Annotated in this window: 17 protein-coding genes; 2 read left to right on the top strand and 15 right to left on the bottom strand. The window is 64.9% G+C overall.

Translation table 11 applies throughout. The annotated features are described in order from the left end of the window. Positions 1–4: 4 nt before the first annotated feature. The 9 genes from K226_RS0117155 to hemC all read right to left on the bottom strand — a co-directional run bounded on the left by K226_RS0117155 (position 5) and on the right by hemC (position 10321). The gene (locus K226_RS0117155) at positions 5–2902 is read right to left on the bottom strand and encodes a valine--tRNA ligase (protein WP_024815956.1); all 2898 of its coding nucleotides are present in this window, start codon (positions 2900–2902) and stop codon (positions 5–7) included. Between the two features lie 225 nt (positions 2903–3127). Beyond that, positions 3128–3754 (bottom strand): VOC family protein, encoded by a 627-nt coding sequence (locus K226_RS0117150; protein ID WP_024815955.1) that lies wholly within the window; start codon positions 3752–3754, stop codon positions 3128–3130. A 197-nt stretch (positions 3755–3951) separates the two neighbouring features. Beyond that, a complete protein-coding gene (locus K226_RS0117145) occupies positions 3952–4527 on the bottom strand; it encodes a YceI family protein (protein WP_024815954.1) in 576 nt (191 codons plus the stop codon). Positions 4528–4580: 53 nt separating this feature from the next. After that, a complete protein-coding gene (locus K226_RS0117140) occupies positions 4581–5156 on the bottom strand; it encodes a YceI family protein (protein ID WP_024815953.1) in 576 nt (191 codons plus the stop codon). A gap of 31 nt (positions 5157–5187) precedes the next feature. Further along, positions 5188–5763 carry a cytochrome b gene (locus tag K226_RS0117135; RefSeq protein ID WP_024815952.1) on the bottom strand — a complete coding sequence of 192 codons (576 nt, stop codon included), beginning with the start codon at positions 5761–5763 and terminating at the stop codon, positions 5188–5190. A gap of 263 nt (positions 5764–6026) precedes the next feature. After that, the gene (locus K226_RS0117130; RefSeq protein WP_024815951.1) at positions 6027–7304 is read right to left on the bottom strand and encodes a heme biosynthesis HemY N-terminal domain-containing protein; all 1278 of its coding nucleotides are present in this window, start codon (positions 7302–7304) and stop codon (positions 6027–6029) included. A 143-nt stretch (positions 7305–7447) separates the two neighbouring features. Then, positions 7448–8569 carry a uroporphyrinogen-III C-methyltransferase gene (locus K226_RS0117125; RefSeq protein ID WP_024815950.1) on the bottom strand — a complete coding sequence of 374 codons (1122 nt, stop codon included), beginning with the start codon at positions 8567–8569 and terminating at the stop codon, positions 7448–7450. Beyond that, complete coding sequence (locus tag K226_RS0117120) at positions 8566–9354, bottom strand: uroporphyrinogen-III synthase (protein WP_238324288.1); 789 nt, start codon at positions 9352–9354, stop codon at positions 8566–8568. Before K226_RS0117120 ends, K226_RS0117125 begins: the two co-directional genes overlap by 4 nt. Before the next feature lie 28 nt (positions 9355–9382). Continuing rightward, positions 9383–10321, bottom strand: coding sequence for a hydroxymethylbilane synthase (gene hemC / locus K226_RS0117115; RefSeq protein ID WP_024815948.1), 939 nt, complete (start codon positions 10319–10321; stop codon positions 9383–9385). Between the two features lie 132 nt (positions 10322–10453). On the opposite strand from hemC, the gene K226_RS0117110 reads away from it, so the two are divergent. Further along, positions 10454–13360, top strand: a complete 2907-nt coding sequence (locus K226_RS0117110) for a phosphoenolpyruvate carboxylase (RefSeq protein ID WP_024815947.1) — start codon at positions 10454–10456, stop codon at positions 13358–13360. Positions 13361–13409: 49 nt separating this feature from the next. Here the strand turns inward: K226_RS0117110 and K226_RS0117105 are convergent, their stop codons facing one another. Further along, entirely contained in the window at positions 13410–14672 is a 1263-nt protein-coding gene (locus K226_RS0117105) for an AI-2E family transporter (RefSeq protein ID WP_024815946.1), read from the bottom strand. A gap of 133 nt (positions 14673–14805) precedes the next feature. Between K226_RS0117105 and K226_RS19185 the strand changes: the two genes are divergently transcribed. Then, on the top strand, positions 14806–15537 hold the full coding sequence (locus K226_RS19185) for a FlgO family outer membrane protein (protein ID WP_238324287.1): 732 nt from the start codon (positions 14806–14808) through the stop codon (positions 15535–15537). A gap of 117 nt (positions 15538–15654) precedes the next feature. Here K226_RS19185 and flhC read toward each other — a convergent pair whose 3' ends face one another. From flhC to K226_RS0117075, 5 genes are all read right to left on the bottom strand, one after another. Beyond that, entirely contained in the window at positions 15655–16215 is a 561-nt protein-coding gene (gene flhC / locus K226_RS0117095; protein ID WP_024815944.1) for a flagellar transcriptional regulator FlhC, read from the bottom strand. A gap of 55 nt (positions 16216–16270) precedes the next feature. Beyond that, positions 16271–16597, bottom strand: coding sequence for a flagellar transcriptional regulator FlhD (gene flhD, locus K226_RS0117090; RefSeq protein ID WP_005800286.1), 327 nt, complete (start codon positions 16595–16597; stop codon positions 16271–16273). Positions 16598–16829: 232 nt separating this feature from the next. Next, positions 16830–17720, bottom strand: a complete 891-nt coding sequence (locus K226_RS0117085) for a sulfurtransferase (RefSeq protein ID WP_024815943.1) — start codon at positions 17718–17720, stop codon at positions 16830–16832. A gap of 57 nt (positions 17721–17777) precedes the next feature. Next, entirely contained in the window at positions 17778–18689 is a 912-nt protein-coding gene (locus K226_RS0117080) for a DMT family transporter (protein ID WP_024815942.1), read from the bottom strand. 129 nt (positions 18690–18818) lie between these two features. Then, the gene (locus K226_RS0117075) at positions 18819–19958 is read right to left on the bottom strand and encodes an aromatic ring-hydroxylating dioxygenase subunit alpha (RefSeq protein ID WP_024815941.1); all 1140 of its coding nucleotides are present in this window, start codon (positions 19956–19958) and stop codon (positions 18819–18821) included. Positions 19959–19964 lie beyond the last annotated feature (6 nt).

The following is a 19964-nucleotide window of genomic DNA, read 5'->3' as shown; positions in this document are numbered from 1 at the left end:
CGGCTCAGCCCAGGCGGGCCAGCTGGTCGCGGAGGCGGGTGAGGGTGGTGCCAAAGTCGGCCACACGCTTTTTCTCCTGGTCGATCACGGCGGCGGGGGCCTTGGCCACAAAGGCTTCGTTGCCGAGCTTGGCGTTGGCCTTGGTGATTTCACCGTCGATGCGGGCGATTTCCTTGGACAGGCGGGCTTTTTCGGCGGCCACGTCAATTTCCATGTGCAGGCACAGGCGCGCGTCGCCCACCATCGCCACGGGCGCGGCCTGGGCGGCGGCGGCCCAGGCGGCTTCGTCGTCAAACACCTTCACTTCATTGAGCTTGGCCAGCGCCTGCAGCACCGGCGCCACGCCGCGCATGAACTCGGTGTCGCCCACGGTGAACAGGGGCAGGCGGGTGGAGGGCGACACGTTCATTTCGCCGCGCAGGGCACGGCAGGCGTCCACTAGGGCCTTGACGCGGCCCATGTGGGCGATGGCGCCCTCGTCGATTTTTTCAGGCTGTGCCTGGGGGTAGCGGGCAATGCTGACGGATTCGCCCTTCAAGCCGGCCACGGGCGCCACGGTTTGCCACAGGGCTTCGGTGATGAACGGAATGATCGGGTGCGCCAGGCGCAGGATGGCTTCGAGCGTGCGGATCAGCGTGCGGCGCGTGGCGCGTTGCTGGGCCGCGTTGCCGTTTTGAATCTGCACCTTGGCGATTTCCAGGTACCAGTCGCAGTATTCGTTCCAGACAAAGTCGTAGATCGTGTTGGCCACGTTGTCCAGGCGGTATTCGGCAAAGCCTTTTTCCACCTCGGCTTCGGTTTTTTGCAGCAGGGATGCAATCCAGCGGTCGGCCTGGCTGAACTCCATGTAGCCCTCGAAAGCGCCGCCGGGCTGGCAGTCGGCCTTGGTGTGCTCTTTGAGGCCGCAGTCCTGGCCTTCGCAGTTCATCAGCACAAAGCGGCTGGCGTTCCAGAGCTTGTTGCAGAAGTTGCGGTAGCCCTCGCAGCGCTTGCTGTCAAAGTTGATGCTGCGGCCCAGGCTGGCCAAGGCCGCAAAGGTGAAACGCAGCGCGTCCGCACCGTAGGCCGGAATGCCCTCGGGGAATTCTTTTTGCGTGTTCTTGCGCACGGTGGGCGCAGTTTCGGGCTTGCGCAGGCCGGTGGTGCGTTTGTCGAGCAGCGGGTCGAGGTCGATGCCGTCGATCAGGTCCACCGGGTCGAGCACGTTGCCCTCGGACTTGGACATCTTCTTGCCCTGCGCGTCGCGCACCAGGCCGTGGATGTACACGTGCTTGAACGGCACGCGGCCCGTGAAGTGCGTGGTCATCATGATCATCCGGGCGACCCAGAAGAAGATGATGTCGTAGCCGGTGACCAGCACGCTGCTGGGCAGGTAGAGGTTGTAGTCGTCCGTCTCGGCCGTGCCTTGTTCGGGCCAGCCCATGGTGGAAAACGGCACCAGGGCGGACGAATACCAGGTGTCGAGCACGTCGTCATCGCGGCGCAGCTGCTTGCCTGGGGCTTTGGCCTGGGCTTCAGCCTCGTTGCGCGCCACGATCACGTTGCCTTCTTCGTCGTACCAGGCCGGAATCTGGTGGCCCCACCACAGCTGGCGGCTGATGCACCAGTCCTGGATGTTGTTCATCCACTGGTTGTAGGTGTTGACCCAGTTCTCGGGCACAAAACTCACCTGGCCGGTGGCCACGGCGTCAATGGCTTTTTGCGCGATGCTTTTGCCCGTGGGGTCCTGGTCGCTCACCTTGCTCATGGCCACAAACCACTGGTCGGTCAGCATGGGCTCGACCACCTGGCCGGTGCGGGTGCAGATTGGCACCATGAGTTTGTGCTTTTTCACTTCGACCAAGGCGCCGATGGCTTCGAGGTCTGCCACCACGGCCTTGCGCGCCACAAAGCGGTCCAGGCCCTGGTATTTGGCGGGGGCGTTCTCGTTGACGGTGGCCTGCAGCGTCAGCACGCAAATCATCGGCAGCTTGTGGCGCTGGCCCACGGCATAGTCGTTCTGGTCGTGCGCGGGCGTGACCTTCACCACGCCGGTGCCGAATTCCTTGTCCACGTAGTCGTCGGCAATCACCGGAATTTGCCGGTCGCACAGGGGCAAATTCACCATCTGCCCGATGAGGTGCTTGTAGCGCTCATCCTCGGGGTGCACCATCACGGCCACGTCGCCCAGCATGGTCTCGGGGCGCGTGGTGGCCACCACCAGCTGGCCCGAACCATCGGCCAAGGGGTAGGCAATGTGCCACAGCGAGCCGTCTTTTTCTTCGCTTTCCACTTCCAGGTCGGACACGGCGGACTGGAGTTTTGGGTCCCAGTTCACCAGGCGCTTGCCGCGGTAGATGAGGCCTTGCTCATACAGCTTCACGAAGGTGTCGGTTACCACCTTGGAGAGCTTGTCGTCCATGGTGAAGTATTCGCGGCTCCAGTCCACACTGTCGCCCATGCGGCGCATCTGCGTGGTGATGGTGTTGCCCGACTTTTCCTTCCACTCCCACACCTTGGAGACGAAGTTCTTGCGCGCCTCGGGCGGTGTGGGGCCCATGTCGTGGCGGCTGATGCCTTGTTCTTGCAGCTGGCGCTCCACCACGATCTGCGTGGCAATGCCCGCGTGGTCGGTGCCGGGCACCCACACCGTGTTGAATCCCCGCATGCGGTGGTAGCGCGTGAGGCTGTCCATGATGGTCTGGTTGAACGCATGGCCCATGTGCAGCGTGCCCGTGACGTTGGGCGGCGGCAGCTGGATGGAAAACGCGGGCTCGCCCGCCTGGGGCGCGCCGGTGCCCCGAAAGCCCGCCGCGCCATAGCCACGGCGCTCCCACTCGGGGCCCCAGTGGGCTTCCAGGGCGGCGGGTTCGAAGGACTTGGAGAGGCTGTCGAGGCCGGGTTGTGCAGTGGTGTCGCTCATGGCGGGATCGCAATTGAAAACGGCATCCCCTAAGAGCGCGTTTACGATTTAGCGATGCCTGCTAAATCGTAAACACGTTCTGAGGATGCCGTCAGGTTGACTGGGGGCGGGATGTACTGATTTTACCGGCGCGCCCGGATGGCGCGCCCACGCCCTGAAATTATGAGTGTTTTTGGCCTCTGGCGCTTGTCCATAAAGCGCTGGTAGCTATGCTAAATATAGCATTCATGCTTTGCCCGGCGCAAACTCCGGCCGGTCGTTGGTGGGCGGCTTGAGCGCATGGGCGGCGTTGCCCGCCGCACGCTCTTTGCGCCACTGCTCCTTGCGGGCCGTCCAGTCGCTCAGCCGCTGGTGGGCGACGGTGCTGTCTTTGTGCATCTGGGCCGCATCGGCCAGCTGGGCGGTGAGCTCCAGCCGGATGCCGTTGGGGTCGAAGAAATAGATGCTTTTGAAGATGTGGTGATCGGTTACGCCCAGCACCTCGATGCCGTGGGCCTGCAGGCGGGTTTTGGTGTTTTCGAGGTCTTGCACCGTGTTCACGCGAAACGAGATGTGGTTCACCCACAGTGGCGTGTTGGGCGAAGGCAGTGGCTTGACGTCGTCGCCCAGGTCAAAGAACGCGATGAACGAGCCATCTTGCAGCCGAAAGAAGAAATGCGTGTAAGGGCAATATTCGCCCGTGCTGGGCACATAGTCGCTCTGGATGATGTGGTAGAGCGGCAGGCCCAGGATGTCTTCGTAGAAATGCCGCGTCTCCTCGGCATCGCGCGCCTTGTAGGCGTAGTGGTGCAACTGCTGAATGGCAGCCGGGGCGGGCAGGGTGGCGGGGGCGGGCCGGGGGGCAGCGGTCATGGAGAGGCTCCTCGAATCAATCCCGCAAATTCTACTATTCGTAATTGATTTACTTAAAAATAATTGTAGGCGGTGCGGCACCCGGCGCGATGCGTGCAGGTGAGGCGCCGGGGGGCAGGCCCGCCGCAGGGCCGTTGCATGAAAAAAAAGCCGCCCGCCGAATACCCGGCAGGCGGCTTTACAGGGGGAAAACCCGTTTATTGCTTGACGGCCTCGACCTGCACCAGCAGGCGCACGTTCTTGGGGAAGCCCCATTCGATGCCGTAGTTCATGCCAAATACCGAGCGGTCGATGATGGTTTCAAAGTCGCCACCGCAAACTTCGCGCTTGAGCATGGGGCTTTGGTAGCAGGTGAACTGGTTGGCCTTCAGCGTCACGGGCGCCGTCTTGCCCAGCAGCGTCAACTGGCCGGTGACTTCGCTGACGTTGTCGCCGTTGAAGCTGAACTTGTCCGACGTGAACTTGATGGTGGGGTGCTTGGCCGCGTCAAAAAAGTCCGGGCCCTGCAGGTGCTTGTCGAATGCTGCCGTGCCGGTGTTCACCGAGGTGGCATCGAAGCTGATTTCCACCTTGCCAGCTTTGCCGGCACGGTCGAATTGCACGCTGCCCTCTTTCTTGTCGAAGCGGCCGCGGTTGACGGAGGCGCCAAAGTGGCTGATTTCAAAGGTCACGAACGTGTGGGCGGGGTCGATGGCGTAGGTGGCCGGGGCTGCGTGGGCAACACCTGCGGTCAGCGCTGCGGCTGCGGCCAGAGCGAAGAGGGATTTGCGCATGGAAAGGTTCTCCTGAAAGTCGTAGAAAAAGCCAAGGGGACGGGAAAAATCGGTCAGAGCTTGCCCACGCCGGTCAGCGCGAGCTTGAATTTCACCTGCACATCGTCTGCCACCATCGAGGTGTCGGCCCACTCGTTCTCGCCGATCTTGAACGCCAGACGCTTGAGCGGCAGCGCGCCGGTGGCCATGGTGGTAGCGCCGTTTTGCACCAGTGTGACGGGCACCACTACATCGCGTGCCATGCCTTTGATGCTGAGTTTGCCTGTGACCTCGAACTTGCCTGCACCCAGGGCCTTGATGGCGCTGGACTGGAACGTGGCCTGCGGGAACTGCGGCACATTGAACCAGGTGGCCTTGGGCAGTTCGGCATCGGTCTCGCGCGAACCCATGGTAGCGCTGCCGGTATCCACTGTGAAGACGATCTTGCTCGTGGCCAGCTTGGCAGGGTCAAAGCTGACCTGTGCGTCAAACTTCTTGAAGTGGCCTTCCAGCGGCACACCCATTTGGCGCGCGGTGAATTGCACCTCGCTTTGCGCGGGCACCAGCTTTTGCTGAGCGACCGCTGGGTGGGCCGCCAGCAAGGCTGCGCTGCCCAGGGCCAGTGCGGAAAAGAACGAAGACATCTGCATGGGGAAACTCCTGAAGAATCGGGTGACAGGATCAGCGGCGACCGGGCAGCATGCGCAGCATCAGCCCGTCGCGGTCAAAAAACTGGTGCTTCAGTGCGGCGGCCACATGCACCAGCACGAGGGCTGCCATGGCATACGCACTGAGCTTGTGCAGCGGCTTGAGGGCGTCGGCCAGATCAGGGCTGGCAGCGACGAAGTCGGGCAGTTGCCACAGCCCCAGAAACACAATGGGAAAGCCCGCCGCCGAGCTATAGGCCCAGCCCAGCAAAGGCACGGCAAAAAACAGCAGATACAGCAGGTGGTGCGCGCCGTGGTGCGCCCGTTGCTGCCATCGCGGCATGGCTTGTTCCACGCTGGCGGGCAGTTGTGGCGGGCGGTGCGTCAGGCGCCACAAGAGGCGCAGCACCGACAGCGCCAGAATGCTGACCCCTGCCCATTTGTGCCAGTTGTAGAGCTTCAGACGCTGGGGAGAAAACGGCAGATCGGCCATGTACAGGCCCACGCCAAACAGGATGACCAGCGCCACGCCCAGCAGCCAGTGCAGCATCATGGCGGTGTGGGTATAGCGCGGGGTGGCAAAGGCCTGACTCTGATGTGTGGTGTGCATGTGTGCGAAGGCGGTGATGGGTGCCTGTGGCGCTAAGTTGCGGGGGTTGCGCAACCTTGGTTCGGGGGCGCCGTGTATCAAAGAACCAAGTCTATGAAGCCACAGGTCTTGTGGGTTTCAGATGAATTGACGGCTTGATTCAAAAAAACTGAATTGATCGACCGTCTGTGATCAAAGTTCCCCAATGCTGTGCATTGGCTGGCGCCCCACAGAAAGGCCAGCAAGCGCACACCGCCAGCGCGGTGGAGCCCCTCTGCACCGCTTTAATGCGCGAGCGCGGCTTTTTTCCAGGCTTCGGCGGCGGCTTCGCCGTCGTTGCGCCGCTCTGCCAGTGCGGCCAGATGGCGCCAAGCGCTGGCGCGCAAGCCCGCATCCGTCAAATGGGGGATGGCCTGGGTCAGCAGTTGCTGTGCTTTGCCCCACAGCTGGCGTTTGAGGCATGCCACGCCGGCCAGATATTGCAAACGGGCATCGCGGGGGTTGGCCAGTTGCGCGGATTCGATGCGTGCAAGCCAGGCTGCATCCAGCGTGTCCAGACCCGATTCGAGGGCTCGCACCAGCTTGAGTGCATGGTGATCGGGCAGGGCATTGGGCAACTGCACCATGCGTTCCCACACCGGAACCAGCCAGGCCCTCGCCTGTGCGGGCTCGCCCCCAAGGTTCACCAGGCGCTGGGCGGCCTGGATGGCAAGCTCTGGCATGTTGCGCTCGAGCTGCTCCAGTTGCAGCCAGGTCTGCTGCAACTGGGACGGGTCGTGCGCGCTGTTGATGAGTTCGATGGCCAGGCCGCGCACAATGCTTTGCGCTGCGTCGGCCGAGAAAGCACGGTGCTTGCCCAGCAGGCGTGCCGTGTCCAGGGCTTCCTGCGTCTGGCGCGCCAGGCGGGTGGCCTTGAGCTTGATGCGCAGTGCCAGCGTGCGCCGGGCGGCGCCCTGCGGCAGGGCGGCAAGTCGTTGGAGGGCCAGATCGGCGTCGCGGTCGTCCAGCGCCCAGCGTGCACCACGCATCTGCACGCCTTCCCGCAGTTCCTGCTCGTGGGCGGAGCCACCTGCCGGGGCCAGGCCCAGGGCGAGCTGTAAATAGCTTTCGCGCGTGGCGCGGTCCTGCAGCGCATGGGAACTCTCGGCCACCACCATGTTCGCCAGTGCCTTCAGGTGCAGGCCGTGGGGCACTTTTTCGCCCGCTGCGGCCAGCGTTTCTTCCTTGACGAGGGCGGACAGAGCCGCCTTGCGGGAGCGGATGAAGCGACCGGCGAGCATGTGGGTGAGGGCGTCCAGCATCGCACTGTGCATGGCGCGCTCTTTTTGCTGCACGCGCCACCGGCGTGCCTGGTGGGGCAACTCCAGCAGGGCCGCCAGCGCACGCAGCGCGGCATACACCGTGACAAAGCTGGTCACCAGCAGCAGCACGACCATGTTCAGGGAAAAGTCGATGCGGTAGGGGGGCCAGTACAGCGTGATGGTGCCCTGGTTGTTGCCCGCAAACAGGGCCGCAGCCACGGCCACGCCAAACAACGCCAGAAGCCAGAGTGCAGCGCGCATATCAGTAGTCCAATGCTTCGCGCGCGTTCGCGATCTTCGAAACAGGCGCACCACAGGCCAGGGACGCCGAGCAAGGGCCGCCCCGCAGTGAGGGCGTCGCCCCCCTTGGGGGGAAGGCGCGAAGCGACTCAGGAGGGGTCATGTCATCTTCCCGCAGCGGCTGTTGCCAGCGCGGACAGGGTTTCGTCCAGGCGGGGCAGTTCGGCAGCCTTCATGCTGGCCTGGGCGGTCTGCAGCACGGCAGCTGCCGCCTGCGTGCGGCGCGATGCGGGGTCGAAATACTTGTTCAGTGCCGCCGTGGCGGCCGCCAGGTCGGCCCGGGCCGAATCAAACTGGCGAGCCAGCACGCCAAGGCGCGCATTGAGCAGCTTGAGCTTGAGGTTTTCGCGCAGGAAGAAGGTTTGCTCGGGTGCCAGCAAAATGGCTTCGGGCTGGTCGATGCGGCTCACGCGCACCAGGTTGCGGGCCTCGTCGCGCACCACTTCCCAGCTGCGTTGCAGCGTGGCCAGCCACCAGGCCTGCTCGCTTTGCGCGGCTGCGTCCGGTGCACTGTTGCTGGGAGCGGCGGCCAGGCGGCGCGTTGCGGCGGCCTGCGCCACAGCGTTTTGCACGGGCAGGTCGTCCACCTGGCGCACCAGGTCATCGAGGCGGGCCAGCAGGCCGGCGGTGTCGGTGACGGTGGCGCGGGTCATGCGATCCAGGTCGCGGCCGATGGCGCGCTGCACGGGGGTCAGGCGGGGCTGGGCGGCGCGCTCAATGCGCTGGTTCGCGCTTTTGAGGGCGGCGACCAGGGGCTCAAGGCTGCCGGTAAGCTGGGCCTGCTGCTGTGCCATGCGGATGGCCGATTCGATGTCCACCACCAGGTTTTCGTCGCGCGAACGCGACAGGCTTTGCATCAGTTCTTCGAGCTGGCTGCGTTGCAGCGCCACCTCGCCCACCCGGGCTTCCGTGACCGAGAGGCGGGCGGCTGTGTCGCGCACCAGTTCTTGGGCCTGGCGCGCCATGGCGCGGGCCTCGATGGCCTGGGCTCCCGCATCAGCCGACTGGCGAGCAAGTTGCTCCTGGATGGTGTTGAGCTTCTGCCAGAGCAGGCCGCTGCTGACCAGGGCGGCAATGGCCACCGCGCCCAGAAGATAGGTGCCGGTGTGCCGCAGCGATGCCGTGGGTGCGACGCCCACCGCCGGGCCAGTGCCGGGCGGAGCAGCGGTCACCGGGTTGCCTGGAGCGGCTGGAGCTGAAGAATCGGTGGGGGGCACGAGGCTCATGCCGCCGATTCTATCGAGGCCACCACGTCATCCAGTGCGGGCCGGCATTCGTGCACGCTGCCAAACCCGGCGGCACGCGCTGCCTGTGCAATGCGTGGGTGCGTGGCCAGCGCGCGCGCTGTGTGCAGTGCCAGGCCAGGTGCGGCGCTGGCCAGGTGCGCAAGCGCTTCCGAGCTGCTGAGCAGCCACCACGAGCCGTCGCCTGCCGCTGCATGGGCCAGCGTGGTCTGTTCGGCGGTGAGGCGCGGCGCACCCCGTGTGTAGGCCACCACAAACTCCACCGTGGCGCCCGCCTGCTCGATCTGGCGGGCCAGCCAGTCGCGCCCGATGCCGGGGCCTGGCTCGGCCCCCTCGGAGCAGCCGCGCACGATGAGAATGCGGTCGCCTGCGCGCACCTGTGTCGCCACCTGCTGCCACAGGGATTCCGAGTCGAACTGCGTTGCATCGGGCGCCGGGCTGTCGATGCAGTCGAGCGGAACCCCCGCGCGCAACAGTGCACGCAGGGTTCCGGGGCCAGGTGCCCATGCTCTTGTTTTAATAGCTGATGGCGCAGTTTCCGTAAGCGCTAGAGGCTCTTTTTGTTCAAAAAAGTAGTCCACTGCGTTGCCGCTGACAAACATGGCGGCACGGTAGCTGTCGAGCTGGGCTCGGGCCCGGGCGATGGCGGCGCGCGCACCGGGGTCGGTGCAGGCGCCAATGGCAATCAGGGGCAGCGCCGTGGCGGCATGGCCCCGCGCAGCCAGCTGCTCCACCCAGTGCGCCGCTTCGCGCGCGGGTCTGGTCACGATCACCCGGTTGGTGGTCACTGCAGGTTCAGCCGACAACGGGGTCAACGCCCCGGGCACCGCCGGCGCGCAGTTGTGCTGCAATGGCGATGCCCAGGGCATCGGCGGCTTCCAGCGTGGCCACAGGGGAGCTGGCGCTGGCGCGAACCAGCGGCACGCGAGCGTCGGGGTCGCCCCAGGCGGCATCCAGATGCAGGGTGCCCTGCACCAGTCGGCCATGCGCGGCCAGCGGCATCGAGCAGCTGCCGCCCATGGCGCGGCTGACGGCGCGCTCGGCGGTCACGGTGAGCCAGGTGTCCTGGTGGGCCAGCGGCGCCAGCGCATCCATCAAATCTTGCCGGTCGCTGCGAATCTCGATGCCCAGGGCGCCCTGGCCTGCTGCCGGCAGCATGTCGGTGGTGGCGAATTCGGTGCGGATGCGTTCTTGCAGGCCCAGGCGCTTGAGGCCCGCTGCCGCCAGCACAATGGCGTCGTAGTTGCCTTCGTCGAGCTTGCGCAGGCGCGTGTCGAGATTGCCGCGCAGCGGCTCGATGCGCAGATCGGGCCGCAGCGCCTGCAGCAGCACCTGGCGGCGCAGGCTGGAGGTGCCGACCACCGCGCCCTGGGGCAGGGCGTCGAGCGATGCATAACGGGGCGACACAAAGGCATCGCGCGGGTCTTCGCGCTCCATCACGCAGGCCAGGGCAAAGCCTTCGGGCAGCTCCATGGGCACGTCTTTGAGCGAGTGCACGGCGATGTGGGCGCGGCCTTCTTCGAGCGCTACTTCCAGCTCTTTCACGAACAGGCCCTTGCCGCCCACCTTGGAGAGGCTGCGGTCAAGAATCTGGTCGCCCTGGGTGGTCATGCCCAGCAGCGAAACGGTGTGGCCGCGTGCGCGCAAGAGGGCTTGCACATGTTCTGCTTGCCACAGGGCCAGGCGGCTTTCGCGCGTGGCGATCACCAGGGTAAGGGGTTGTGTCGGGCTCAAGTTCGTAACCTATTTGTAATCATTGGGCAAGCTGCGATGCTAGCATCGCGCCGCACCGGTGGCTGGTGTCCGCACAGGCTTGCACAGCAGGCTGGCAGCGGCCGGCTGCCCCCTCAATCCGGAGACACCCGCATGAAACGATCCGACAAGGACCAGCCCCTGATCGACGACATCCGCCTGTTGGGGCGCATTCTGGGCGACGTGATCCGCGAACAGGAGGGCGTGGAGGCCTACGAACTGGTCGAGCAGGTGCGCAAGCTCTCAGTGGCTTTTCGCCGCGATGCCGACCAGGAGGCCGACCGCGCCCTCAAGAAGCTGCTCAAGTCGCTGTCGGGCGACCAGACGGTGAGCGTGATCCGGGCCTTCACCTATTTCAGCCACCTGGCCAACCTGGCCGAAGACCGCCACCACATCCGCCGCCGCGCCGTGCACGAGCGCGCGGGCGACACGCAAGAGGGCAGCATCGAGGTCGCCCTGTCGCGCCTGCGCTGGGCCGGCATTGCGCCCAAGACCATTGCCCAGACCCTGGCCAGCAGCTATGTGGCCCCGGTGCTCACTGCCCACCCTACCGAGGTCCAGCGCAAGAGCATTCTGGACGCCGAGCGCGATATCGCCCAGCTGCTGGCGGTGCGCGACGACATCCAGGTGCGCGCACAGCTCTACAACAGCGCCAAGGACGCGCTCACCCCGCGCGAGCTGGCCGCCAACGAAGCCCTGCTGCGCGCCCGCGTGGCCCAGCTGTGGCAAACGCGCCTGCTGCGCTATAGCAAGCTCACGGTGGCCGATGAAATCGAAAACGCGCTGTCGTATTACGAATCCACCTTTTTGCGCGAGATTCCCAAGATCTATGCCGATCTGGAGCGGGAGCTGGGCCAGTACCCCGTGCACAGCTTTTTGCGCATGGGCCAGTGGATTGGTGGCGACCGTGACGGCAACCCCAACGTGACGGCGCAAACCCTGCAATACGCCTTGCGCAGCCAGGCCGAGATGGCGCTGCGGCACTACCTCACTGAAGTGCATTTTCTGGGCGGCGAGCTGTCGCTGTCGGCGCGCCTGGTCACGGTGTCGCCCGAGATGCAGGCGCTGGCCCAGCGATCGCCCGACACCAGCGAGCACCGGCAGGACGAGCCCTATCGCCGCGCCCTGACCGGCATCTACGCGCGCCTGGCGGCCACGCTCAAGGACCTGACAGGGGGCGACGCAGCCCGCCATGCGGTGGCACCCCAGAACGCCTATGCCGGTGCCGAAGAATTTTTGGCCGACCTGCGCGTGATCGAGGCATCGCTTCAATCGCACCATGGCAAGGCGCTGGCGGCCGAACGCCTGCACCCGCTGATTCGCGCCGTGCAGGTGTTTGGCTTTCACCTGGCCACCGTGGACCTGCGCCAAAGCTCTGACAAGCATGAAGAAGTGGTGGCCGAACTGCTGGCCACCGCCCGCATCGAACCCGACTACAGCAGCCTGCAAGAGGCCGCCAAGCGCGCTCTGCTCATCAAGCTGTTGAACGATGCCCGGCCGCTGCGCGTAGTGGGCGCCACCTACGGCGACCACACCCTGGGTGAGCTGGCCATTTTTGAAACCGCCCGCGTGTTGCGCGAGCGCTTTGGCCACGAGGCGATTCGCCACTACATCATCAGCCACACTGAAACCGTGAGCGACCTGCTCGAAGTGCTGCTGCTGCAAAAGGAAGTGGGCCTGATGCGCGGCACGCTGGATGAGGATGGTACCCCCACGCTTGGCACTGGCGTGTCCTCGCTGCCCCAAGCAGGGGAAGGGGCCCAGGCTTCGCCGGTGCGTGGGGCTCGGGCCGGCTTGGGGCGGCCCGGCGCTCGGCCCGGCGCCCGCAACGACCTCATCGTGGTGCCGCTGTTCGAGACCATCGAAGACCTGCGCAATGCCGCGCCCATCATGCGCGAGTTCTATGCCCTGCCGGGCGTGGCGGCGCTGGTGCAGCGCAGCGGCGGCGAGCAGGACATCATGCTGGGCTACTCCGACAGCAACAAGGACGGTGGCATCTTCACCAGCAACTGGGAGCTGTACCGCGCCGAGATTGCGCTGGTGGAGCTGTTTGACGAACTCGATACCAGCCATGGCATCCAGCTGCGCATGTTCCATGGCCGCGGCGGCACTGTGGGACGGGGCGGCGGCCCCAGCTACCAGGCCATCCTGGCGCAGCCGCCGGGCACGGTGCGCGGCCAGATCCGGCTGACCGAGCAGGGCGAAGTCATCGCCTCCAAATACGCCAATCCCGAGATCGGGCGCCGCAATCTCGAAACCCTGGTCGCGGCCACCCTGGAGGCAACGCTGCTGCAGCCCACCAAATCGGCCACCAAGGCGTTTCTGGACGCTGCCGCTCAGCTTTCGCAGGCCAGCATGGGCGCCTACCGCGCGCTGGTGTACGAAACACCGGGCTTCACCGACTATTTCTTCAACTCCACCCCTATCCGCGAAATCGCCGAGCTCAACATTGGCTCGCGCCCGGCATCGCGCAAGGCCAGCCAGAAGATCGAGGATTTGCGCGCCATTCCCTGGGGCTTCAGCTGGGGGCAGTGCCGCCTCACGCTGCCGGGCTGGTATGGCTTTGGCGCTGCCGTGGAGGCGTTTGTCAACCTGGAAGGCAAGGACCCCAAGACCCAGATGGCCTTGTTGCAAAAGATGTACCGCCAGTGGCCGTTCTTTCGCACACTGCTTTCCAACATGGACATGGTGCTGGCCAAGAGCGACCTGGCCCTGGCCTCGCGCTACAGCGAACTCGTGACCGATGCCCGCTTGCGCAAGAGGGTGTTCAGCACCATCGAGGCCGAATGGCACCGCACGGCCGACGCGCTGACCCGCATCACCGGCGACAAGCAGCGCCTCACGCACAACACCGCGCTGGCCCGGTCCATCCGCCATCGCTTTCCCTACATCGACCCCCTGCACCACCTGCAGGTGGAGCTGGTGCGCCGCTGGCGCGCGGGGCAGGGCGATGAGCGCGTGCAGACGGGTATCCACATCTCGATCAACGGGATTGCGGCGGGCCTGCGCAACACCGGCTGAACCGGGCTGGCCCCGCCCCGCCCGTTCTATTCAGACGGGATGGGGCCGGTCAGTCGCCCAGCAGTTCTCCAATGGCCTTGAGGTCTTCCACCCGGTCGCACACTGCCTTCACGGCCATCATTACCGGGATGCCCAGCAGCAGCCCCCACAGGCCCCACAGCCAGCCCCAGGCCAGTACGCTCACGAACACCGCCACGGGGCTCATGCTGCTGGCGCGGCTGGTGAGCCAGGGGGTGAGCAGGTTGCCGATGATGGTGTGAATGACCAGCGATGCGCCGCCAATGGCGAGGGCCATGTCGAGCGTGCCGAACTGCAAAAAAGCCACCAGCGCCGAGGCCCCCGTCACCAGCGCCGAGCCGATGTAGGGTGCCAGGTTGAGCACTGCAGCCACCACGCCCCACACCGCCGCGTTTTCAAGGCCCAGCGCCCAGTAGGCCGTGCCGGTCGCCAGCCCCACCAGCACACTGGTGAAGACCTGGACCAGCAGGTAGCGCTGGATCTGGCCGGTGATGTCGCCGAGCACATGGATGGTGATCTTGCGCCGCTCCAGGGTGGTGCCGGCGATGCGCACCAGCTTGTCGCGAAACAGGTTGCCCGAGGCCAGCGCAAAGTAGGTGAGAAAAATCACCACCATGAGCTGACCCAGCGCCGACATGAGCCCCATGGTTCCGCTCCAGAGGTAGTCGCGGATATTGAACGGCGGGCGTTCGATGATGACCCGTTGCACGCCGCGGCGCGGCGGGGTGCTGGCGCCATTGTCGTTGGCGGCCTGCTCGATCTGCGTTGCTGCCTTTTGCATGTTGTCCAGCGGGCTGCTGGCACCGGTGCGGTTCTTGAGGTTGTCACGCACTTTCTTGGCGGCAACGGGGAGCGAGTCCACCAGCTGTGCCGCGCCGTCGCTGAGCGACCAGGCGGTGGTTGCCAGGCCCGAGACAATGGCCACCAGCAGCAAACCCGCCCCCAGCCAGCGCGGCACATGCCAGCGCCACAGGGCTTCCACCGTGGGCCTGAGCGCAGTGGTCAGCAGCAGGCTCAGCATGATGGGAATGAACACTGCGCTGGCCCAGTGCAGCAGCGCCACGCTGGCAAACAGCGCCAGCAACGCCAGCGACACATTGCGCACATCCACCGGCATGTGCAGCATCACCGGCGCCCGCTGGCGTGGTGCATGGGCGGCGGGCTGTGCGGGAGCCGTCGGGGTGGCGGCGGGCCCATCGGCGGCGGCGGGTGGCGCATCGGCGGGGGCCGAGGAGGCCGGTGAGGCCGGGGAGGTCGGAGATGGGGGCTGGATGGGCTCTGTGGGCTCGGTCATGCGCGGATTGTGCGGCAGCTGCCACCCCTGTCATGTAGGCGGCCATCGCCTGTAGGCGGGTGGTGTCAAAGTGCACTCCAAAACCCGTGTTGTTTGCCGGTTTGTCGTGAGGCCTTGCCGCTAGCATTGCGCGATGCAAGCTGACACAAGACGCCCCATGCGCACCCGCGTGAACTTCCTGGATGGCACGGTCATGGGGCGCCCTTGGGGGCGGCGGCGCAGCGCTGCGCCAGTGACCGAGGCCACCGCCGCAGCCCATGCAGTTTCAGGCATAGCCCATGGCCACCATGAGCACACCACGAAGCGCTGGATGCTGGTGGCCGCCTGCGTGCTGGGCGCTGCCGCCTTGCCCGGCTGCGCGGGCTACTACTACGGCGAAAAATACGGCCCCACGCTGGGCTCCACGGTGGACAACATGCTGCGCGACAACCTGTTGGAGGCCAGCCATCGCGCAACCGACAACTTGTTGAAGACCGTGGCCCTGGACCCGCAACGGCCCGTGCTGGTCACCACGCTGGTGAATGTGGATCAGCGTTCTGAGCCATCGCAGCTGGGGCTTATCGTGGCCGAGCAGATTGCCGGTCGCCTGGTGCAGCGCGGGGTGCGCGTCACCGCACTGAAGTGGCAAGAGCCGCTGGCCGTGCAGCAGCGCCATCCCGGCGAACTGCTGGTGCCGCGCGAGTGGCATGAAGTGGGCCAGGCCCATGACGCGCAGGCCGTTGTGGTGGGAACCTATGCCGTGTCAGCCCGCCAGCTGTATATCAGCCTGAAGCTGGTCAGCCCAGCGGGCAACGCCGTGGTGGCTGCGCATGACTATGTGGTGCCAGTGGACGACGATGTGCGCACGTTGCTGAGGGGGCGGTGAATCGGCCGGGCAGCATAAATAACCTGTGCTGCGCCATGCACAGGTAAAAGTTAGCTCACCAATTGATAGCTGCTAGCGCTTTCTGCATAAGCGCTAGAGGCCAATTTGGTTCAAATTTCAGTGCAGCATCAGCGCGCCAGCGGTCTTGCTCTTGCCGGCCCGTGCGGGTGGGTTGCACAGGCCACAGGTGAAGTGGCGGTTTTCATACAGCTCGGTCACGAACTGGCCGCTGCATTCGGCGCATTTGGTGCGCGTGAGCATGCCGGCATCCACAAACTTCACCAGGCGCCAGGCGCGGGTGAACGACAGCAGGGGCTCGATCTCGGCCGTAGCCACTTGTTCGTTGTAGAGGCGGTAGGCCTTGGTCAGCAGCTCTACCGAGTCCAGGTCCACGCCCTTGGACAGGTATTCGTAGATATTCAAAAACAATGAGCTGTGGATGTTCTCTTGCCAGGTCAGAAACCAGTCGGTGGAGAACGGCAGCTGGCCCTTGGATGGGGACTTGCCAGCGATCTCCTTGTAAAGCCGGATCAGGCGTTCGTACGACAGCGTGGTCTCCGACTCCAGCACCTGCATGCGGGCACCCATCTCGATCAGCATCGCAGCGCGTGCAATCTGCTTGGATTCGTTCAGAACGCTTTTGGCGGGTGCTTTGGGGGTGGCGGGCGTGACGGACATGGTGGCTTTCGGTGGCAGAGGGCGGGGTGCGGGAAGCGGGAAGTGCAGTGCAGGATCAGAGCACTTCGGACACGCGGCTGGCCATCAGGATGTTGGCGTGCAGCGTGTTGGTGGCTTCGTTGCCCACCTTTTTGGCCGAGTGGTTGGTCAGCAAGCTCCACACCAGGTTGTCGTCTACCCGGAAGCTGCAAAGAAGGGTGTTGCGGGAGGCCAGTTTGAGCACTTGCGCTGCCGACAGCGATGCCAGAATATCGGCAGCGTCTTCGTTCATGCCCAGACGAAACACTGCTTCTGCCTTGTCGTGGCGAATCAGGTTTTGCGCCAGCATCAGGTAGGTGAGATTGGCTTCGCGAATTTCGGCGAGCAGTTGTTCGTTGGTCATGGCAGCTTTCCTTTTCTTGGCCGGTTCTGGCGTTGCCTGCTGACTGCAGGTTTTGCGTGATCCGGTGAAATGGATTGTGAAACTGCCCCAATCAAAAATTAAGTCGGGGTTTGGATGTGCCGCGTGTCTGGTTTCGGGGTGGGGCTTGTAGGAATTTGCCTTACAAGCGCCGCAGCCCCGCAACCCCTCCTGGCAGGCCAGCGGCCTGCTGTGGACAACCCGCTTGCAGGCGCTAGCCGCGCTCCACCGGGCGCGAAGGGTCGCTGCACCATTCGCTCCAGCTGCCTGCAAAAAGCGTGGTTTTTCCGAGTCCGGCCACTTCCATGGCCAGCATGTTGGGCAGTGCGCTCACGCCGCTGCCGCACTGGTGGACCACGGTGGATGCGTTGCGGCCCGCCAGCAGGGCTTCGAATTCGGTGCGCAGCACGTCAGCAGGCTTGAAGCGGCCATCGGCACCGATGTTGTCGCCAAACGGGCGATTGAGGGCGCCCGGAATATGCCCGGCCACGGGGTCCAGTGGCTCGACCTCGCCGCGGTACCGGGGCGCGCCCCGCGCATCGATCAGGGTCTGGCCCGGTTGCTGCAGTGCGGCCAACACATCGGCCGCGCTGGCCAGCTGGCGCAGAGGGGGACGCAACTCAAAGTTGGACTGGAACCGGGCGGGTTCGGCACCGCTGGCAACGGCACCACCGCCTGCTTGCCAGGCTTGCAAGCCGCCGTCGAGCACAGCCACTGCATCGTGACCGGCCCACTTGAGCATCCACCACAGGCGGCCGCAGTAGTTGGCGCCGTTGCGGTCGTACACCACGGCCTGCATGCCATTGGCAAAGCCCACGCTCGACAGCCAGATGGCAAAGCGCTCGCGGCTGGGTAGCGGGTGGCGCCCGCCCGAGGCGGGTTCGTCGGCCTCGTGTGCCGTAACGGTGCCGGTGGCGCCGTGCAGCGCGCTCAGGTCGGTGTCGAGGTTGGCGTAGATGGCGCCGGGAATGTGGGCATCGGCATATTGCTGCGCACCCGCAGAAGGCTGGGTGAGATCGAAACTGCAGTCAAACACCATCAGTGGTGCGCCGCTGGCGACCAGGGATTGCAGTTCGGTGGCGGATACCAGTGTGGTGTAGGTCATGGGCGGTCGGGTGCGCGCAGACGCACCGGCAAGGTCAAAAGGATGGCCTTTATTGTGTCAATGTTCTTCGGCCGGAGTTCCCGGCGCAGCGCGGGCGCGCAGCACGGTGGCCACGATGCCGCTGCCCACGATCAGCGCCATGCCGACCCAGCCCAAGGGCGGAATCTGGTCGCCAAACAGCGCCACGCTGTAAATGGCTGCAAACACAATCCCCGAATACTGCAGATTGGCCACCACCAGCGTGCCGCGCTGGGTTTTGGCGCTGGCATAGGCGCGGGTCATGCACAGCTGCCCGCCCGCTGCCAGCACCCCGATGGGAAGGAGCCACAGCGCGGGCCAGCCCGGCCAGGCCGAGGTGCCGGTCAGCAACAAGGCAAGACCGCCGGCCACGGCCGAGCCCACCGCAAAATAGAACACCGTGCGCGACTCGGGCTCGCCCAGCCGCGACAGGGCCACCACCTGCATGTAGGCAAATGCCGCCGTCATGCCCGACATGAGCCCGATCAGGCCCGCAAACGCCTGGTTCTGGTCGAGGCTGGGGCGCAGCATCATCACCACGCCGAAAAATCCGGTGAGCACCGTCAGCACCAGCGGGCCCTGAAACGCCGGACGCGGCGATGCAGCCGAAGGGCGCCAGGCCAGCAACGTGCCACCGACCAGAAACGCCGCGATCCAGACGCTGCTCATGTAGTTGAGCGTCATGGCTGTGGCCAGGGGCAGGTGGGCAATGGCGTAGAACCAGGCTCCCAGCGATGCCACGCCCACCAGGCTGCGCCAGGCGTGCATGCCGGGGTAGCGCGTGACCAGCGTCACGCGCTGCGAGCGCGCCAGCAACCACAGGATCACGATGCCGATAAGGCCGCGATAGCAAACCAGTTCGGCCGCGTTGAAGTGGGCCGAGGCGATTTTGACGCACACGCCCATGCTTGCAAACAGGAACGCGGCCAGCACCATCCAGAGGGCTTGCATGGGATCAGGTGGATAAGTTAGGTCGGAAAGTAAAAAAGCTGCCAGCGCTTTGTTTGCAAGCGTTGACAGCTATTGTAATAAGAGCGCACGAGCGCTGTCTGGCGTATTGGGTGCGTTTGGGCGCTGTATTCAGGCCTTTGGAGTCACCGTACCCATGGCTTCGCGGTACCAGTCGTGAAAGTGCTGCATGCCGTCTTCCATGGGGCTTTGGTAGGGGCCCACTTCGTTGTCGCCACGCGCCAGCAAGGCCTTGCGGCCGGCATCCATGCGCTCTCCGATCTCGTCGTCCTCAATGCAGGTCTCCATGTAGGCCGCCTGCTGTGCCTCGACGAATTCGCGCTCGAAGGCCGCGATTTCCTCGGGGTAGTAGAACTCCACCATGTTCATCGTCTTGGTGGGGCTGATGGGGTGCAGTGTGGACACGGTGAGTACGTGCGGGTACCACTCGACCATGATGTGCGGGTACAGCGTGAGCCATATGGCGCCATGCGTGGGCGGCTCGCCGTTGCGGTAGGCCAGCAAAGCCTCGTGCCAGCGCTCGTACACGGGACTGCCCGCCTTGCCCAGGCGGTTGGCCACGCCCACGGTCTGCACCGAGTAGTTTTTGCCAAATTCCCAGCGCAGGTCGTCACAGGTGACGAAATGCCCCAGGCCTGGGTGGAACGGGCCGACGTGGTAGTCCTCCAGATAGACCTCGATGAAGGTCTTCCAGTTGTAGTTGCACTCGTGCAGTTCGATGCGATCGAGGACAAAACCGGTGAAGTCGAGGTCGGCGCGCGGGCCGATGCCGGCCAGATCGGCCGCCACGTCGATGCCGTTGTCTTCAAACAGCAAGCCGTTCCACTCACGCAGCTTGTAGTTGTTGAGGTTCAGGCAGGGATCGTGCGAGAAATGGGGGGCGCCCAGCAACTCGCCGTTGTCCTTGTAGGTCCAGCGGTGCAAGGGACACACGATGTTGCCGCCCGCGCTGCCTTTTTGCTGGGTGTTCAGCGAGCCGCGGTCCTTGAGCATGATGGCCTGGCGGTGGCGGCAGACGTTGGAGATCAGCTCTACACCGCCCTGGGCGTTGCGCACCAGCGCGCGCCCTTCGCCCTCCTGGGGCAAGGCGTGGTAGTCGCCCGGGTTGGGCACGGAAAGCTGGTGCCCCACATAACGGGGCCCGCGCTGGAAGATGGTTTCCAATTCGCGCTGGAACAGCGCTTCGTCAAAGTAGCTTGAAACTGGTAGTTGGCTTGCGGCCTGCTGCAGTCGAAGACTTAAATCAGACATGGGTGA

The organism is Acidovorax sp. JHL-3, from assembly GCF_000526295.1.
Lineage (GTDB): Bacteria > Pseudomonadota > Gammaproteobacteria > Burkholderiales > Burkholderiaceae_C > Acidovorax > Acidovorax defluvii.
The sequence above is the reverse complement of the archived record's forward strand: the minus strand, read 5'-3'. Positions and strand labels throughout refer to the sequence as shown.

Bases quoted from the DNA above. Each gene is read 5' to 3' on its own strand.
- K226_RS0117080 (WP_024815942.1), bottom strand. From the start codon at position 18,689: ATGCAAGCCCTCTGGATGGTGCTGGCCGCGTTCCTGTTTGCAAGCATG.
- K226_RS0117155 (WP_024815956.1), bottom strand. From the start codon at position 2,902: ATGAGCGACACCACTGCACAACCCGGCCTCGACAGCCTCTCCAAGTCC.
- K226_RS0117130 (WP_024815951.1), bottom strand. From the start codon at position 7,304: ATGCGCGCTGCACTCTGGCTTCTGGCGTTGTTTGGCGTGGCCGTGGCT.
- K226_RS0117085 (WP_024815943.1), bottom strand. From the start codon at position 17,720: ATGACCTACACCACACTGGTATCCGCCACCGAACTGCAATCCCTGGTC.
- K226_RS0117110 (WP_024815947.1), top strand. From the start codon at position 10,454: ATGAAACGATCCGACAAGGACCAGCCCCTGATCGACGACATCCGCCTG.
- K226_RS0117140 (WP_024815953.1), bottom strand. From the start codon at position 5,156: ATGCAGATGTCTTCGTTCTTTTCCGCACTGGCCCTGGGCAGCGCAGCC.
- K226_RS0117135 (WP_024815952.1), bottom strand. From the start codon at position 5,763: ATGCACACCACACATCAGAGTCAGGCCTTTGCCACCCCGCGCTATACC.
- flhC (WP_024815944.1), bottom strand. From the start codon at position 16,215: ATGTCCGTCACGCCCGCCACCCCCAAAGCACCCGCCAAAAGCGTTCTG.
- K226_RS0117145 (WP_024815954.1), bottom strand. From the start codon at position 4,527: ATGCGCAAATCCCTCTTCGCTCTGGCCGCAGCCGCAGCGCTGACCGCA.
- K226_RS0117105 (WP_024815946.1), bottom strand. From the start codon at position 14,672: ATGACCGAGCCCACAGAGCCCATCCAGCCCCCATCTCCGACCTCCCCG.
- K226_RS0117075 (WP_024815941.1), bottom strand. From the start codon at position 19,958: ATGTCTGATTTAAGTCTTCGACTGCAGCAGGCCGCAAGCCAACTACCA.
- K226_RS0117150 (WP_024815955.1), bottom strand. From the start codon at position 3,754: ATGACCGCTGCCCCCCGGCCCGCCCCCGCCACCCTGCCCGCCCCGGCT.
- K226_RS0117125 (WP_024815950.1), bottom strand. From the start codon at position 8,569: ATGAGCCTCGTGCCCCCCACCGATTCTTCAGCTCCAGCCGCTCCAGGC.
- K226_RS19185 (WP_238324287.1), top strand. From the start codon at position 14,806: ATGCAAGCTGACACAAGACGCCCCATGCGCACCCGCGTGAACTTCCTG.
- flhD (WP_005800286.1), bottom strand. From the start codon at position 16,597: ATGACCAACGAACAACTGCTCGCCGAAATTCGCGAAGCCAATCTCACC.